At 61.3% G+C, this 16,572-nt stretch carries 14 protein-coding genes, 1 tRNA gene and 1 pseudogene; 8 read left to right on the top strand and 8 right to left on the bottom strand.

The window, feature by feature from the left end; translation table 11 throughout:
• The first annotated feature begins 160 nt into the window (after positions 1-160).
• Positions 161-763 carry a TetR/AcrR family transcriptional regulator gene (locus I6E73_RS05105; protein WP_197123587.1) on the top strand — a complete coding sequence of 201 codons (603 nt, stop codon included), beginning with the start codon at positions 161-163 and terminating at the stop codon, positions 761-763.
• The gene (locus tag I6E73_RS05100; RefSeq protein ID WP_307784226.1) at positions 760-2,922 is read left to right on the top strand and encodes an alpha/beta fold hydrolase; all 2,163 of its coding nucleotides are present in this window, start codon (positions 760-762) and stop codon (positions 2,920-2,922) included. Before I6E73_RS05105 ends, I6E73_RS05100 begins: the two co-directional genes overlap by 4 nt.
• Positions 2,923-3,003: 81 nt before the next feature.
• Here the strand turns inward: I6E73_RS05100 and I6E73_RS05095 are convergent.
• A tRNA-Ala gene (locus tag I6E73_RS05095) sits at positions 3,004-3,079 on the bottom strand.
• A gap of 77 nt (positions 3,080-3,156) precedes the next feature.
• Positions 3,157-4,002 carry a LuxR C-terminal-related transcriptional regulator gene (locus tag I6E73_RS05090; RefSeq protein ID WP_197123585.1) on the bottom strand — a complete coding sequence of 282 codons (846 nt, stop codon included), beginning with the start codon at positions 4,000-4,002 and terminating at the stop codon, positions 3,157-3,159.
• A gap of 128 nt (positions 4,003-4,130) precedes the next feature.
• Between I6E73_RS05090 and I6E73_RS05085 the strand changes: the two genes are divergently transcribed.
• Genes I6E73_RS05085 through I6E73_RS05075 form a run of 3 tightly spaced genes read left to right on the top strand, consistent with a single transcriptional unit; the run spans position 4,131 to position 8,212 of the window.
• Positions 4,131-6,137, top strand: a complete 2,007-nt coding sequence (locus I6E73_RS05085; RefSeq protein WP_197123583.1) for an AMP-binding protein — start codon at positions 4,131-4,133, stop codon at positions 6,135-6,137.
• Positions 6,138-6,188: 51 nt separating this feature from the next.
• Positions 6,189-6,581 (top strand): DUF485 domain-containing protein, encoded by a 393-nt coding sequence (locus I6E73_RS05080; protein ID WP_197123581.1) that lies wholly within the window; start codon positions 6,189-6,191, stop codon positions 6,579-6,581.
• Positions 6,578-8,212, top strand: coding sequence for a cation acetate symporter (locus I6E73_RS05075; protein WP_231600557.1), 1,635 nt, complete (start codon positions 6,578-6,580; stop codon positions 8,210-8,212). Before I6E73_RS05080 ends, I6E73_RS05075 begins: the two co-directional genes overlap by 4 nt.
• A gap of 92 nt (positions 8,213-8,304) precedes the next feature.
• Here I6E73_RS05075 and I6E73_RS05070 read toward each other — a convergent pair whose 3' ends face one another.
• The 3 genes from I6E73_RS05070 to galU form a co-directional block, all read right to left on the bottom strand.
• Complete coding sequence (locus tag I6E73_RS05070) at positions 8,305-9,243, bottom strand: hypothetical protein (RefSeq protein WP_197123578.1); 939 nt, start codon at positions 9,241-9,243, stop codon at positions 8,305-8,307.
• 136 nt (positions 9,244-9,379) lie between these two features.
• Positions 9,380-10,039, bottom strand: a complete 660-nt coding sequence (locus I6E73_RS05065) for a GNAT family N-acetyltransferase (protein ID WP_197123576.1) — start codon at positions 10,037-10,039, stop codon at positions 9,380-9,382.
• A 3-nt stretch (positions 10,040-10,042) separates the two neighbouring features.
• Positions 10,043-10,933, bottom strand: a complete 891-nt coding sequence (gene galU, locus I6E73_RS05060) for a UTP--glucose-1-phosphate uridylyltransferase GalU (protein ID WP_197123574.1) — start codon at positions 10,931-10,933, stop codon at positions 10,043-10,045.
• Between the two features lie 38 nt (positions 10,934-10,971).
• Here galU and I6E73_RS05055 point away from each other — a divergent pair, with 38 nt between their 5' ends.
• The gene (locus tag I6E73_RS05055; RefSeq protein ID WP_197106229.1) at positions 10,972-11,562 is read left to right on the top strand and encodes a 5-formyltetrahydrofolate cyclo-ligase; all 591 of its coding nucleotides are present in this window, start codon (positions 10,972-10,974) and stop codon (positions 11,560-11,562) included.
• 7 nt (positions 11,563-11,569) lie between these two features.
• A pseudogene (locus tag I6E73_RS14855) lies at positions 11,570-11,710 on the top strand (FmdB family zinc ribbon protein); the annotation flags it as partial.
• A 14-nt stretch (positions 11,711-11,724) separates the two neighbouring features.
• Here the strand turns inward: I6E73_RS14855 and I6E73_RS14850 are convergent.
• Positions 11,725-11,955: a hypothetical protein gene (locus I6E73_RS14850; RefSeq protein WP_307784284.1), complete on the bottom strand. Its 231-nt coding sequence runs from the start codon at positions 11,953-11,955 to the stop codon at positions 11,725-11,727.
• Here I6E73_RS14850 and mscL point away from each other — a divergent pair.
• Positions 11,954-12,355, top strand: a complete 402-nt coding sequence (gene mscL, locus I6E73_RS05045) for a large conductance mechanosensitive channel protein MscL (protein ID WP_197123570.1) — start codon at positions 11,954-11,956, stop codon at positions 12,353-12,355. The genes I6E73_RS14850 and mscL overlap by 2 nt on opposite strands.
• Before the next feature lie 60 nt (positions 12,356-12,415).
• Here the strand turns inward: mscL and I6E73_RS05040 are convergent, their stop codons facing one another.
• Together I6E73_RS05040 and I6E73_RS05035 are read right to left on the bottom strand one after the other, a co-directional pair.
• Positions 12,416-12,664 carry a hypothetical protein gene (locus tag I6E73_RS05040; RefSeq protein WP_197123568.1) on the bottom strand — a complete coding sequence of 83 codons (249 nt, stop codon included), beginning with the start codon at positions 12,662-12,664 and terminating at the stop codon, positions 12,416-12,418.
• Positions 12,664-16,461, bottom strand: coding sequence for an AAA family ATPase (locus I6E73_RS05035; RefSeq protein WP_197123566.1), 3,798 nt, complete (start codon positions 16,459-16,461; stop codon positions 12,664-12,666). The genes I6E73_RS05040 and I6E73_RS05035 overlap by 1 nt, the downstream gene beginning before the upstream one ends.
• Positions 16,462-16,572 lie beyond the last annotated feature (111 nt).

Here is a 16,572-nt window from a genome sequence, read left to right as displayed (position 1 = left end):
CACGCCGATCCACATTTCAGGCTCCGCTTCGGCGGGGCCTGAACTTTTTTGCGCCCCCCCCCCCCCCCCCCCCCCNCCCCCCTTGACGCCCGCTCGTGGACCCGCTAACTTGGCCGGTAGTTTCGGTCGAACGACCGAATCAGACGGAGTGAGGGGCGGTATGTCAGCAAGCACCACCGTTACGTCCATCCTCGAAGCCACCCGGGCCCTCGTCCTCGAACTCGGCTACGCGTCGCTATCGACTCGCAAAGTTGCCGCACGCGCCCGCGTTCCACTCTCCCAAATCCATTACCATTTCGGATCGAAAGAACAACTCGTCTTGCGGATGCTCGACGCCGAGAACGAGCAACTCTTGGAGCGTCAGAGCGCGCTGTACGCCGCAGACGAACCTCTTTCTCAGCAGTGGGCAACGGCCTGCGACTACCTCGAGGAGGATCTCAACTCTGGCTACGTGCGAATTTTGCATGAGATGTTAGCCGCTGGGTTGTCGAGCGCAGTAGTGGGAGAGCGCGTTCGCTCCATGATTCAGGGCTGGTCACTAGTACTCACCGAAGCAGCCACGCGCCACGCTGCGCGCGGCTTTTCGTTCGCGCCGTTGACCATCGAGCAGGTCGTCGCCCTCACATGCGCAGCGTTCATCGGGGCGGAATTGCTCATCCTCGCCGGCCACGAGAAAGAACTACCCCTCCGGGAGGCACTGCGAGCAATCGGCGCGGTGATCGAAGCCGGAGAGCACCACACAGCGCAGGGAGCCGACTCGTGACCGAGACTAATTCGCTGAGCGCCACGACGACAGGTTCGGTAAAGCGTGCCGGCGCGACCGTGAGCTACGACGTTTTTGGCACAACCGGGCCCACGATTCTTTTGCTTCCCACCTGGGAAATCGTGCATCAGCGCGCGTGGAAGATGCAGCTCCCCTTTCTGGCAAGGCACTATCGCGTAATCAGCTATGACGCAGTAGGGACCGGAAAGTCGACGCGCCCGCTCGACCCCGGTCGATACACCTTCCGCAATCGCGTGGCCGATGCGGTTGCAGTGCTCGATGCCACGCACACGGATGCCGCGCTCCTCGTCGGATTCTCTATGGGCGGCGAGACGGCCATCAACCTTGCAGCGCGGCATCCCGACCGCGTGCTCGGCCTCATCTCCATCGGCGGAAGTCATCCCTGGCGCGCACCCGTTCCCGGGCGCTCCACCGGGGACCCATTCGACCCCGAATCAAACCCCCAACCCACAGGCTGGGCCAAGTTCGATCCGGAGTATTGGAATCGTCACTGGCCCGACTTCATCAACTTTTTTATGGCCGAGGTGGCATCAGACCCGCACTCCACGAAGGCGATCGATGACCTCGTCGAGTGGGGACTCGATCAAGAGCCCGGCGTACTGTGGTGGACAATCAACGACGAATATGGCCCCAATGAAGTTGAATACTTGCGCGCTCGGGTCAAAGCTCTGACCGTTCCCGCACTGTTCATCCACGGCACTGACGACCGCATTACCTCGTTCGAATCGTCTCGAATAATTCAGAACATGATTTCCGACGCGCAACTTCTGGAGATCGAGAACGCCGGGCACGCTCCCCACGTGCGGTACCCCGTGCGCATCAATCACGCGATCCGCGACTTCGCAGATCGGGTGTTTGGCAGTTCAGTTACGGAAGCCCGCTTGCCTGCCACCGCCCTTGAACACACCCCATTGGTGATTCCAACGCGGGCGAAGAAGGTGCTCTATCTCTCCTCGCCCATCGGTCTTGGCCACGCCCGCCGTGATCTCGCAATTACCGATGAACTGCGGATGCTGCATCCGGATGCTCGCATCGAATGGCTTGCTCAAGATCCCGTTACGCGCGTGCTCGACGCCGCAGGAGAGAAACTCCACCCCGCCTCCGCAGCCCTCGCGAGTGAGTCGGCTCACATCGAGCACGAGAGTGCCGATCATGATCTCGCCGTCTTTCAAGCGCTGCGCACCATGGACGAGATCCTCATCCACAATTTCATGGTGTTCGATGAGGTCGCCGCCACGGGTGAGTACGACCTAATCATCGCCGATGAGGCGTGGGATGTTGATCACTTCCTCTTCGAAAACCCCCACCTCAAACGCGGTGCTCTCGCCTGGCTCACCGACTTTGTCGGCTTTTTGCCGATCCCGTCGCGCGGCCCACGAGAAGCACTCGTGACCTCCGACTACAACCTTGAGATGATCGAGCGCGTCGAGCACAACACGCAACTGCGCGATGCGGCCATCTTCGTGGGCAGCCCAAACGACATCGTCGCTGACACCTTCGGCCCGGGACTACCCGAGATTCGCGACTGGACCGAAGAACACTTCGATTTCTCCGGATACATCAGCGGGTTTGCCCCTGCAGCCCTCGGCACTAAACCCGAGTTACGCGCCCGGCTCGGCTACTACGACGACGACGACGACGAACGAATATGTATTGCCGCGGTGGGTGGCTCCGGGGTGGGGGCAGCTCTATTACGTCGCATCATTGAGGCTGCCCCGGCCGCACACCGCGCGATTCCCGGGCTGCGCCTGATCGTCGTCACCGGCCCCCGCATCGACCCGGCAAGCCTGCCGCAGGTTGCTGGGGTCGAGTACCGCGCCTACGTACCCCAGTTACACCATCACCTCGCCGCATGCGATCTCGCGATCGTGCAGGGTGGCCTGACAACAACAATGGAACTCACTGCCGCGAAAGTCCCGTTTATCTACGTGCCCCTGCAGCAGCACTTCGAGCAGCAGTTCCACGTGCGGGCGCGCCTCGATCACCATCGCGCGGGCCGCCTCATGAACTACGACGAGCTCAGCCCGGATGCCCTTGCCGCAGCAATGGTCGAAGAGATCGATCGCCCGATCAACTATCGCGATGTCGAGACGGATGGCGCGGCGCGAGCAGCCGCGATGTTGGCGCGGTTGCTCTGACAGCTAGCTCAGAGCGCTCGAAGCCGCGCGAAGAAAGGCGATAGCGCACACAACTACCGACCTTGTTGCGATTGCGCACGGTGGTGGACCCTAGGAGATTTGAACTCCTGACCTCCTCGATGCGAACGAGGCGCGCTACCAACTGCGCCAAGGGCCCGTACTACAGAACCAACGATATCACTCAGCAACGAACGTTCGACACCTGAAATCGACTGCTGTGGCACTCGGCCAGCCCTAGGGCATCAACCCGAGCTTGCGTGCAGTGGAGACGGCAGTGAAGCGCGACGACGCATCGAGCTTCTTCATGGCGCTCCCCAGGTATCCCTTAACCGTTTGTTCCGTGAGCGAGAGGAGTGCAGCGGTGCGCGCGTTGCTGTAGCCAAGCGCGACACATGAAAGCACATCCGTCTCTCGCGGCGACAGCTGCACGGTCGGGCGAGCCTGCGCAGCGTCAGCTCCACTGCACAACGCTTCAGACATTCCGCGCCCGATGTCGCGAAGCTTTTGCCGCACCTCCCGATCCGAAACCGTGGCCGCAAGTTGGCGAAGCTGAGCGAACTGTTCCCGAAGGTGTTCCTCCGCGACCGGTGACAATCCCCCACCCTGATTCGAGCGCAGCGCCAGCATTCGACGCGTGACTTCGTCGCGAATGGCAAGCTCATTACCCAGAGCGGTAGCAATGGCCACTGCAGGTCGTGCCGCCGCAGTATCGGGCTCCACGAGGAAGTGCGAGCCGGCGTAGATGAGGCCCCGAAGCGTTCCCCCGGCAATGATCGGGATCGCCAAAAGTGACACGACGCCTTCGCCCAAGACAGCACCGTCATAGTCATGGGTAATGTCGGGCGAGTGCTCGTAGTCGCGAGTAAAACGTGGGCTGCGTTGAGCCATAGCTAGCCCACCAAGGCCGCGCTCTTTTCGCACTTTTAGACCATCGAGCTTGCCCGTGCGAGCACCGCTAAAAGCGTTGACGGTGAGCTCAATTCCCGAGGTGAGCCCGCCAAACGACAGGCTGAAACCAGTGCTCGCGGCGATCTCCCGAGTGGCCTGTTGGATCAAATCGAAGTCACTTGGTTCAGACATCTGCGTCATTGCGGATTCCCAACTTTCGGGGGTATTACGTGCTGTACGCCCCTCCGTAATCTGAGGCTAGCACGGGATTCTCCCGCCTCAACTGGGAATCCACATCAAGCATTTCAAAGGAGAAATCGATGTCAGATGCCCCTTCGCTCGAGCGAGTCTCGGCGCAGAGCACGATTGTGCGCTCGCGCCAGCAGAGCGGTTCTTTCGCTGAAATTCAGGAACACGCCACTCACGACCCGCACGGGTTTTGGCTCCAGCAAGCCTCCCGCGTTGAGTGGATAACCCCGCCAACGCTTTCCATTCCAACGCACGCCCACGAACCCGGAACCGACCAGGGCTGCTGGTTCGCCGACGGCACGCTCAATATGAGCGTCAATGCCCTCGACCGCCACGTTGCCGCCGGTCGAGGGGGCAATCCTGCTCTCATCACCGACTCCGCCATGACGGGCGAGCAACAAGTCCTCACCTACGCGGAACTGCTCGAACGCGTTCGCTCGTTCGCCGGCGCACTGCAGGAGCTCGGAGTCGGCGTTGGCGATCGTGTCTTGATCTACTTGCCGATGATTTCTGAGGCTGTTGTGGCGATGCTCGCGTGTGCGCGCATCGGCGCCATCCACTCCGTCGTGTTTGGAGGGTTCGCCGCCAACGAATTGGCCGTTCGAATCAACGACGCCACGCCATCCGTGATCGTGACCGCGACGGGAGGCCTCGAGCCATCCCGCACCGTGGAGTACCTGCCGATCGTGCACCAAGCCATTGCGCTGAGCACCGGAAGCGTGCGTTACGTCGTGGTCAAAGAACGCCCGCAAATCAACGGCGACATCGCCGAATACGCCACCGGCTCCACCGGCGGAGGCTCTCTCGACGTGGCCTGGCTGGACTGGGATGAGCTTGAGGCCGCCGCTGTGCCGGCTGACGCCGTCGAAATGCGCGCTCAAGACCCGCTCTACATCCTCTACACCTCGGGCACCACCGGGAGCCCCAAAGGAGTCGTTCGCGATACCGGCGGTTACGCCGTGGCATTGCAGTGGGCAATGAGTCATATCTACGATGTCGGCAACGACAGCACGATCTTTACCGCTTCGGATGTCGGCTGGGTCGTTGGCCACTCCTTCATCGTCTACGGCCCATTACTGGCCGGCGCGGCCACCGTCTTGTACGAGGGCAAACCTATCGGCACCCCCGACGCGGGAACCTTCTGGCGCATCATCCAGGACTACAAAGTTGACGTGCTCTATACGGCCCCGACGGCGCTCCGCGCTATCCGCCGTGAAGACCCCGCGCTCGATGAGCTGGGAAAATATGACATCTCCAGCCTGCAAGCGGTGTATCTCGCGGGTGAGCGCCTCGATACTGAGACCTGGCACTGGGCCAACGACGGCATCCGTGTTCCCATCATCGACCACTGGTGGCAGACCGAAACGGGATGGCCAATCTGCGCAAATCCGCGCGGAGTTCAGCAGCTACCGGCTAAGGCGGGATCGACTGGCGTGCCGATGCCGGGCTTCCAACCCCGCATCCTCGACGGTGACGGCAACGATGTGACGACGCCGGGCACCGAGGGAAACATTGCTATCCAGTTGCCCCTTCCTCCCGGCGCCCTCATGGGGCTCTGGGGCAGTCCGGAGCGGTTCGCGAGCTCCTACCTCGACGAGTTTCCCGGGTACTACGCCACGGGCGACGCGGGTTACTTTGATGACGACGGCTACCTCTTTGTCATGGGTCGCACCGACGACGTCATCAACGTGGCCGGACATCGCCTCTCGACAGGGTCGCTGGAGGAAGTGCTTTCGCAGCATCCGGATGTCGCTGAGTGCGCGGTTCTCGGATTGCACGACGAGCTGAAAGGCCAGCGGGCTGCTGGGTTCATCACGATGAAGCACGGCCGCAATCGCCTAGAGCATGACCTCGCCATCGAACTCGTGGCGCTGGTGCGCGAGGTCATCGGCCCGGTCGCCGCCTTCCGCGACGTGATGGTTGTCGAGCGGCTGCCCAAGACGCGCTCGGGCAAGATTCTTCGCAAAACTATTCGCCAGATCTTCGACGGCGACGAGGTGCGCATTCCTCCGACGATTGAAGACGTCACCGTGCTTGATGCGCTGTACACCGCTGCCGGCCGCACTCGCTCCCCCTAGTTCCCGCTTCACCCATTCCCCTCTCAATTGTTTGTGGCAAGGAGGCCCCAAATGTCTGATGAAAGTTCCCCCACGAAAGATGTGCTCTCCCCGCCCGGCGAGACCGGCAACGCGCCGAGCGTGAAGCCGGGGCTCGATTATCAAGAGGAGGAGAAGGACCCCATGTTCATCGAACTCAAACGGCGACACCGCTCGTTTGTGTTCCCGCTCACGGTCTTCTTCCTCGTCTGGTATTTCACCTACGTGATCTTGGCCGCATACGCGCATGACTTCATGGCAACGCCCGTCTTCGGCGTCATCAACGTTGGATTACTGCTCGGCTTCGGCCAGTTCATCACCACGTTCGCCATCACCATGACGTACGTATCGTTCGCTAATCGGCGGTTGGATCCGCTCGCCGCCCAGATCAGAGAAGATCTCGCAGCAAAGGAGTCTGCAGCATGATCGCCACCACCCTCGGAATGCTCGCCGCCGCGGCCGTTGATGCTGAGTCCCAGAGCAATCCGGTTCTCAACATCTCGATCTTCATCGGGTTCGTCGGAATTACGCTGTTCATCGTTATTCGCGCCAGCCGCAACAACGCGTCGGCGGCAGATTATTACGCGGGCGGTCGTTCGTTCACCGGACCGCAAAACGGGTTCGCCATTACCGGGGACTACCTCTCGGCGGCATCCTTTCTCGGCATTGTCGGCGCCATTGCGATCAATGGCTATGACGGTTTCTTGTACTCCATCGGCTTCTTGGTGGCGTGGTTGGTCGCCCTGCTCCTCGTAGCTGAACTCATGCGCAACACCGGCAAGTTCACGATGGCGGATGTACTTTCCTTCCGCCTGAAGCAGCGTCCGGTGAGAATGGCAGCAGCACTAACGACGCTCGCCGTCTGCTTCTTCTACTTGCTCGCTCAAATGGCCGGAGCTGGCGGTCTCGTCTCGCTGCTCCTTGGTATTGACGACAAGATCGGTCAGTCCATCGTGGTCGCCATCGTCGGTGGACTCATGATCCTGTACGTGCTGATTGGCGGCATGAAGGGCACCACGTGGGTGCAGATCGTGAAAGCGTTCCTCCTCGTGGGCGCCGCAATCGCGATGGCGATCTGGGTGCTCGTGCTCAATGGGTTCGACCTGTCGCGCGTGCTGCAGAGCGCGGTCGACAACTCCGTGGCGACACCCGCTGACGCTATTTTGGCGCCGGGGCTCAAGTACGGCGCGAATCCGCTGGACTTCATCTCACTGTCGCTCGCCCTCGTGCTGGGCACGGCAGGCCTGCCTCACGTGCTCATGCGCTTCTACACGGTGCCGACCGCCAAAGAAGCACGGCGCTCAGTCGTGTGGGCGATTTGGCTCATCGGCGGCTTCTATATCCTCACCCTCGTGTTGGGTTACGGTGCGGCAGCCCTCGTAGGTTCCGCAACGATCCTGGATGCTCCGGGCGGAGTGAACTCTGCGGCTCCACTACTGGCGCTGCAACTGGGCGGGCCACTGCTGCTGGGGTTCGTCTCGGCGATCGCGTTCGCCACCATCCTCGCGGTGGTGGCCGGGCTCACGATCACGGCAGCGGCGTCCTTCGCTCACGACATCTACTCCAACGTGATCAAGAAGGGCAAGGGAGATCCGGATGCGGAAGTCAAGATCGCTCGTCGCACTGTCGTCGTGATCGGTGTCCTCGCCGTCGCGGGAGGTATCGGTGTTCAAGGTCAGAACATCGCCTTCCTCGTGGCTCTCGCGTTCGCTGTTGCGGCAAGCGCGAACCTGCCTACAATCTTGTACTCCCTCTACTGGAAGCGGTTCAACACTCGCGGCGCCGTGTGGAGCATGGTTGGTGGCCTCTCGGCAGCGGTTCTGCTGATCGTGTTCTCGCCCGTCATGAGCGGAACACCGACATCAATGTTGGGTGAAGGCGTGAATTTCGCTATCTTCCCCCTTCAGAACCCCGGCATCGTCTCGATTCCACTCGGGTTCGCGCTCGGTTGGTTGGGGACGATCACGTCGCGCGAGAAGGAAGATCCGGCGCTTGCCGCCGAGATGGATGTGCGTTCACTCAGCGGTCACGGGGCTGAAACAGCGACAACACACTAGAACAGCGACGGGGCGTGTTGTGCGGAGAATCTCCGCACGGCACGCCCTATTGTTCTGCCCGGTGCCGAGCAGCGAATCAGGAGCGCGAGGTGCTAGCTCGCGCGACGACGAGCGAGCGCGGCGTCGAGGTCGAGCGAGTTGCCCGATTCTTCGACGATGCCCATCCCAGCGAAACGACTGGGGACGGATGCCACAACCGGAGTCTCCGCCGCGGCGGTCGCTGCACGCTCAGCATCACGCGCAAGTTCCCTTTCGCGAGTAGCCGAGGCCATCGCGACAGTGTTTGCGCGCAGAGCCTGTTCGGCGGATTCCGCCGCGGCCCGAAGCTCGCTGTCGATCTGCCCAGCGTGGCGGGCTGCCGCAACGGCTGATTCCGGTGCGTTGCTGCGGGTCAAGTACATGGGCTTCGGCACGGGAACCGGGGTCCAGCTGACCTTTGACGTGACGTCTTCGATGGGAGCTTCTGACGAAAGAACAACGCGACGACGTGGTGCGGCGGTACGAACTCGTGGTGCACTGCTCTCGCGACGGCTGCGTGAGCGTTCTGCTAGCCGCGACAGCATCGCACTCGCACTAATACCCGCCATCGTGGCGGCGGCGAGAACGAGCCAGGTGCCAGAAATGATGGCGGCTCCGGCCGTGATGATCATGACGACCTGCACAGCAATAACCGCAACGCTCGCGAGGAGGACTGCTCCCGTGAAGGCGCGCGTGCGGCGCAAGCGTCGTGCGGAGAGGGCGAGAGCTTGCTCCCGAGTGGGTGGGGTAACGGCGCGACCGACCGCGACTGGCCCTTGGTTCACGCTTGCCTTGGCGAGTTCCGCCGCTTGCCGTGCAACAGCTTCGGCGCGCACCTCGTCCGGGATCTCTGAGGTCTGCGCCAGAATGCGGATTGTTTGCTGAAGTCGAACGGCATTTCGTTCGGTAGCCAAGTACTCGCGATTCTTGAACCAGTTCGGCACCAGGTACACGAGCCACAGCGCCGCAGCGAGCGCGATCATGACGCCGCCGCCGATGCTGGTGAGTTCCATGGCTATACGCTACGAGTATCCGCGCGTGTCGGGCTGTCGGCACGCGGTAGCGACGTGACAAGTTGCTGAGAGTCCCCCGGCAACAACGACTACAGCGCGTTGATGTGCGCTCGCCGACGAGTTGCGCGAGAGCGACTTAGCGCTGGGGAAGCGCCAAGGGGTGCGCGGCCCGCACACGGTCCTCGGCAGGAATATGAGCATCCTGCTCGGGGGCGTTTCCTGACTTCCACCGTTGAAAGACTCCCTGAGGAAGCTCTTCGACCGTGAGCGCGAAACAGAAGTGGTCGCGCCAGTCGCCATCGATGTGGATGAAGCGGCGACGCAGTTGCTCGTAACGGAACCCCAACTTCTCAACCACACGAAGGCTCGGCTCGTTCTCGGGTCGGATACAGATCTCCATGCGGTGAAGACCGAGCTGAAAAAAACAGTAATCGGTGGCGAGCGCTACCGCGGTCGGGGTGAGACCTTTGCCAGCGAAGCGTTCTGACACCCAGTACCCAAGGGATGCCGAAGCGAGCGACCCGTACGTGATGGACGACACGTTGAGTTGGCCAGCGACTACGCCGTCGTATTCAATGACGAACGGCAAACCGGTGCCCACGCGAGACTGTTGCAGTAGACCGCGGATGCTCGACTTCACGTCGAACGACGACGGACCAACCGGGCTGGTGGCCTCCCACTTGCGAAGCCACCCCCGGTTGTCGCGGAGCTCTGTTTCTAACGCCCGAGCGTCTCGCACCCGAATGGGGCGAATACTAATATTTCCGTCGCTCAGCGTCGGAATGCCAAACGCCACTAGCTAGTCCAGAGTTGCGCTGAACTGCTGTAGCCAGGGGCGCAGGTCTGGGCCCAGGTCGTCGCGCTCAACGGCAAGCTGCACGATGGCCTTGATGTAGTCGAGACGGTCACCAGTGTCATAACGACGGCCGCGGAACACGACGCCGTAAACACCACCGGCAATATCGTTCTCCGCCATCTCCTGCAGGGCATCCGTCAATTGAATTTCGCCGCCCTTGCCGGGATCGGTGCGCTCAAGAACCTCGAAGATTTCTGGCCTCAATACGTACCGGCCGATGATGGCGAGGTTGGAGAGCGCTGTGCCCTGAGCCGGCTTCTCGACGAGTCCGGTGATGTGCACAACATCGGGGTCGTCGGTGGGTTCCACCGTCGCGATGCCATACATGTGGCTTTGCGCGGGGTCGACCTCCATGAGAGCGATGATGGTCGCGTTGCGGCCCTCTTGCTCCTCGAGCATGCGGGAGAGCAGAACGTCGCGGTCGTCGATGAGGTCGTCACCGAGCAATACGGCGAACGGTTCGTGACCCACGTGCATTTTGGCGCGGAGAACGGCGTGGCCGAGACCGCGCGGGTCACCTTGACGTACGTAGTGCATGTCGGCGAGATCGTTAGAAAACTCGACCTTGGAAAGCCGATCAGTGTCGCCCTTTTGCTGGAGAGTGGACTCCAACTCGGTCATTCGATCGAAATGGTTTTCGAGGGCGTTTTTGTTGCGCCCGGTGATCATCAGCACGTCAGTGAGGCCAGCGGCAACCGCCTCCTCTACGACATATTGGATGGCCGGTTTATCTACAACCGGCAACATCTCCTTCGGCATAGCTTTCGTTGCCGGGAGAAATCGTGTGCCCAGACCTGCAGCAGGAATAACCGCTTTAGTAATCTTCGTAGCCATAGGTACAGCGTAGTCGGCCAGTCTCGTAGAATGCTTATATGACCGACGACGTCAGTCACGATAAACGTGCACTCCGGGCCGAACTACGCGAACGCCGACGCATCTGCACCGCCAAAGAGCGGGAAGAATTTAACACTGGTGTAACAGAGCACCTCATCGAGCTCACTCAGAGACTCGGATCTACCTCGATCGCCGCCTACCTGTCCACCACCGACGAACCAGAAACCCGCGGATTCTTGCACTGGGCCTGCGAACACGACATCACCGTGCTGCTTCCCATCTCGCGCGCCGACGGTCTGCTCGACTGGGCTCCCTACGACGGCGAAGATGAAGACCAGGACCTCATCGGGATGCCAGCGCCTACGAGCGACGTGCTGGGCCCGATCGCCATCAATGACGTCGACCTCATCATCGTGCCTGCGGCATCCGTGGATCGTTCCGGCATGCGCATGGGCTGGGGACGCGGCTATTTCGACAAGACCCTCGGCTCCATGGAAACCAAGCCGCCCGTCTACGCCGTGATCTTCGACAGCGAATTTGTGGATGAAGTTCCCACTGAAATTCATGACCAACCAGTAAACGGCATAGTTACCCCCACGGGAATTGTGACCATCACCGAGCACAACTAAGGATCTCGTGCCTACCTATTCCTACCGCTGCACCGAGTGCGACAACGCGTTCGATATTCAGCAATCGTTCACCGACGACTCGCTCACGGTGTGCCCCGCCTGCCAAGGCAAACTGCGCAAGATCTTTTCCGCCGTCGGAGTCACCTTCAACGGCTCTGGTTTCTACCGCAACGACTCGCGTTCCACCACGAGTTCGAGCGACTCAAGCTCCGGCTCCTCGGGCTCCGGCTCCTCCACCTCAAAGCCGTCATCGTCGGAGAAATCCAGCTCAAGTTCGAGTGATTCAGGATCGTCGAGCTCGTCGACTTCTTCCGCTACTTCTTCGTCATCTTCTTCATCATCGGCCGCTAAAGCGTCATAGTTGACGTATCCCCCACTAAAAGGAGCCCCCATGTTAAGCGGATTCAAAGAATTTATTCTGCGTGGCAATGTCATCGACTTAGCCGTAGCAGTCGTCATTGGCGCTGCATTCACGGCAGTCGTCAACACCATTGTCGAAGCGGTTTTCAACCCGCTCATCGGCGCCCTGTTTAGTGCAGAGTCACTGGCGACAGCACTCCCGGTCGAGGTTGGCACCAGCGGGGCAGTGATCTATTTCGGCGCGGTCATCGCGGCGATCATCCAGTTCGTGCTCGTCGCAGCCGTCGTGTACTTCGCCATCGTCGCCCCGATGAACTACGCCAACAAGCTCGCGAACGCGCGCAAGCCAGTCGTTATTGAACCTGAAGCCGGCCCCACCGAAGCAGAATTGCTTCTGCAGATTCGCGACCTGCTCGCTAAGAAAAACAGCTAGCGCACCGCAACTCGCAGCTACCGCTGTAGCTCACAAACTATCGACGAGCGGCCAAGGCACTTACCCCCAATGCGGAGGTTTATCGCCCTTGAGCCGCTCGTCGTTTTCGTTAACCTGATGCCGTTCCGGTTCAGCAGGCGGATGCGGATCTGACCCCGCCGGCGGAGCCGTCGTCACGCGACGACGCTTCGAGGGCTTCGCGCGCGGCTCGCCCGACTGCTCGGCTCCCGCCGCACTGCACTGCTCGCCCTCAGACGCTCCATCGCTCGCCGGTGCGCCCGACTGCTCGGGATGGGTGCCGTCTGTCATTACTGCTGCGGACGGGTGGCGGGGATGATCGTGATGGGCTCGGTCGTGGGAGCAGGTTCTGCTCCGAGCATCCGGGCTACCTTGTCGGCAACCTGATCGGGGTCGCTGAAGAGTTCGAACGCGTGCACCCGCAAGTAGTGCCAGCCGAGACGACGAAGCAACTCAGGACGCAAGCGCAGCGATTCGCGCAGGCTTGATTCGTGAACCATGGCGTCGGTTTCGATGGTGCCGCAGCGACCACCGCGCGAAGCGACGAGGCCGAGCTTGCCACGGTGCCCGAGCGAAACGCGCAGTCCGCGAGCTTCAAGGCGGCGAGCGAGGTCAACGAGCATGGGGTCGCTGTCGTCGGGCACAGGAACTTCAGCAAAGCGAGCATCCACTTCGTCGAGCACTTCAGCCAGAGCAACAGCGCCGTGCTTCATGCGCCCGTCGTCGAGGTCTTCTGAGCGGAACGATGTGACGATTTCGAGCGAACGACGTGCCCGCGTCATCGCGACAGCAAGCAGGCGCTCTCCCCCGGGCTCACCAAGCGAACCGAAGTCGGAGAGCACGCGACCGTGTGGTGTGCGGCCATATCCGATGGAGAAAATAACGCGGTCGCGGCTTTGCGCCACAGCCTGATCAATCGTGGTGACCGTAAACGGTTCGGCACGATCGCCGATGATGACATCGAGCAGTTCCGGGCGACGACGGCTGACGGCATCCAAGACCGCCTGCATGACACGAACAGAGTGCACGGGGCTTGCCGTGATGACCATGAGCGACTCTTGCGGACGCTTGGTGGCGTGGTCGAGAACGAGTTCGACAACGCGAGAGACTTCGGCGTCAGGGCTTTCAACAGCGCCAGAGTCAGGGTCGGGCATTCCAATTCCGTCAGCGACGTAGCTGACAGCGAGGCTGCCGTGACCGAGGAAACTTCCCGCCCAGGGCAGCGACTCGATCTGGCCGTCATAGAAACGACGGTTGACCAGTTCGGCGAGCTCTTCACCGCCGGGGCGGTAGCTGCGCGTGAGAGTGAGGGTCGGCAGCAAGCCGCTGAGTTTCGCGAAAGCAGAGTCGTCAACGAGTGCTTCGCGCGTTTCGTCGTCAACGAGCGGTGCAGCATCGCCGGTCGCATCGCGTACCGCCGTCTCGAACGGTGTCGGCGATTGGATGACAGGGTCGCCAATAACGACGACTTGCTTCGAGCGGCGGATTGCTCCGGCCGCTTCGGCGACCGTCACAGCACCGGCGTCAACCAGCACGACGGTGTCGAACGGCATGGTGTCGACAACCGAATCGATTTCGTAGGGCGAAGCAAGCCACACGGGCGCAATGGTGCGCGACAAGTGGGGTGCCGAGGTTTGCACGTCGAAGGAGGTGAGTCGTTCCTTGGCGAGAGCGCGCTTGAGAGCACTAGCCTCATCGGGCCAGTCGACGAGACCGATCTTCCAGTTTTCGGCGATCTGCCACGAGAGCTGCTTGGCATTGGCAGAAGCGTGAGCTTCATCGACGAGACGGAAATCGGCTTCGAGACGGTCGACAACACTCGTGTTGGCGTTGAGCAGCGCACGGTCAACTTCGAGCATGGAATCGAGGGCCGACTTCCACCACGACAGTTCGAGTTCTGCCGCCACTTGATCTTCAGGAACATGGCGCTGAGCCAAATCTTCGATCAGCGGGTTCAGCTTGAGGTCACGCAAACTGCCCATGAGAGCGGTGCGCTCCTGCAGGTTGTTGAGCACATCAGATTCGGCCGCGAGCGACTCGACCTTCTCGATCAAGAACGGGATCGGAAGGCTCGAGAGATTCATGTGCGAGTCAGCGATGCCCAGCGGGATGTCGAGGGCTGCGAGATCGTCAGAAACCTGCTGGTACGACCGCTGCACTTCACCGATTCCCACGGGAACGGCTGGGCTCGCGCCTTCGGCCACGAAACGGTGCCACAGCACCCGCTGCTTCTGGATGCGCTTGAGAGCGCCGTGCATGTCGGGCACGCGAACGCCGGGGCGAACGTATTCGAGGGCAAGCTTCTTGAGACGGCGACGGTTCGCGCTCGTCATGTCCGGAAAATCGCGACGCGGAGCAGTAGCGGCAATCAGCTCAGTGATGGCGCGGTCGAACACGGTCGGCACGAAGCGGTCAAGCGTTTCGCGAAGATCAACGAGCAGCCGCAAGTAAACGCCGAGCTCATCGATGCTCTGGAACGGACGCATGCGGGTGTTCGAGACAAGACGGTTAGCGACGTCCAGCAGCGACGACAACTGCTCGTTCGCACGCTGAGCAATACCGTGGGCCTTGAGAGCTTCTCCCCCATTGGCGAACTGAGCGCCATACCAGGGTGAATCTCCGGGACCGTATTTGAATTCGCCGAGCTTGGCGGCCGCGATAATCACTCCGGTAGCAGCGCTGCGATCCTTCGCGAGCTTCTCCACCGCCTCCCGCGACAAACGAGCGGTCGTGGACGGCGGTGTCGGCAGCAGTGCCAAACGGCTGAGTTCCGAGACGCAATCGAGCACCGAGACACCTAGCACACCGTCGGCAACCGACATGGACTCGCGGTAGTCGAGCATAATCTTGCGCAAACGCAGCAGGGCGTCATCCACGTCTTCGATCTGTGGACGGCTGGCCTTCTCGCTGCGAGAAATGGAACGGATGATGTCGCGGCGAAGCGTGCGCGGTGCGACCGCGAGACCCGGCAGGCCGATGTCGGCGAAGCGGTCAGCGATCGATTGCAGCGATGCACGACGCGGGCTGACAACGAGAACACGCTTGTTCTGAGCAACAAGGGCACCCACGGCGTTCACGATGGTTTGGGTGCCACCGGTGCCGGGCAGGGTGCGAACGACGAGAGAGTTGCCTGCCTCGATTTGGGCAATCACATTCTCTTGTTCGGCATCCGCATCCAGCAGTAGGTTGTCGGTCTGCGGCGAGCGCTCATCAGCGGAGAGAGCGGGAACCGGCGCATAACCTTCCTTGATGGTCCACGCGGCAGCGGTGTTGCCGGCGAGCGCGTCAAGGATGGGGTGCTTGAGATCTACAGCGTCATCGGCCAAACCGTGCGCGACGTCCGCAAAGGACGACACCACGAGGCGTGGGCTGACCGAGAAAGCGTCGAGGTGCGAGGTAAGACCACGCAACCGGTCAATAACCGGGTTCGGCTTGAAGGTGCCGTCGGCATCGGCGAGCGCGACAAACGATTCAGCATCGAGCCGCAAATGGAACTGTTCGTCAAGAGCGCGAGCAAGCGCAGGGTTCAAGAAGGCGCTGCCCCGAAGCTTGAGCTCGAAGTCGCGGCCATGACGGCGAATCGCGAGCGGGCGCAGCAAGACGGGGCCGCAGAATTCGACGTCATCGTGGGTCCAGCGAGCGATACCGATTCCCAGGTGCACCGAGTCAATGCCGCGGGCAGTTGCCAGCTCGAGGCCCTTGGCGGCAACAGCCCCAGCGGCTGTCTTCGCCGAGCGCAGGGCGACATCATCGCGGATGAGGCTCGACAACAGAGTGCGCTTACCGGTGATGAACTGGGCAAGACCACCGGGATGCGTCGTCGAAAGATCGACTCGCGTGCGAGGCGAATCAACGAAGTGGATGAGCGGCGAACGCCCACCCAGTTCTGACAATTGTGAACGCCACAGCGTCCACGTGGGCTCTGCAACGTTTCCGGCCATAATGTTCGGCTCACCAAAACTCAGCGTGTGAGGCGCTGTTACTTGAACGTGGGCGTGAGCGTGCTCGTTTTCGCCGTCGTCAACGTCATGGTCGCCCGAATCTGGGTCGACCGTGAAATCATCGGAAACTCTATCTGCACGCCACACACCGCCACCTTAAGCGAGTTACCTCCAGAAAGCGTGCAACAACCACGAGTTTCGCCAGACTCACCCGGTAGCCCCACCCCCAGTTCTCGCGACAAACCGCCCTAGAATACG

The sequence above is a fragment of the Salinibacterium sp. SWN248 genome, from assembly GCF_015864575.1.
GTDB lineage: Bacteria > Actinomycetota > Actinomycetes > Actinomycetales > Microbacteriaceae > Rhodoglobus.
The sequence above is the reverse complement of the archived record's forward strand: the minus strand, read 5'-3'. Positions and strand labels throughout refer to the sequence as shown.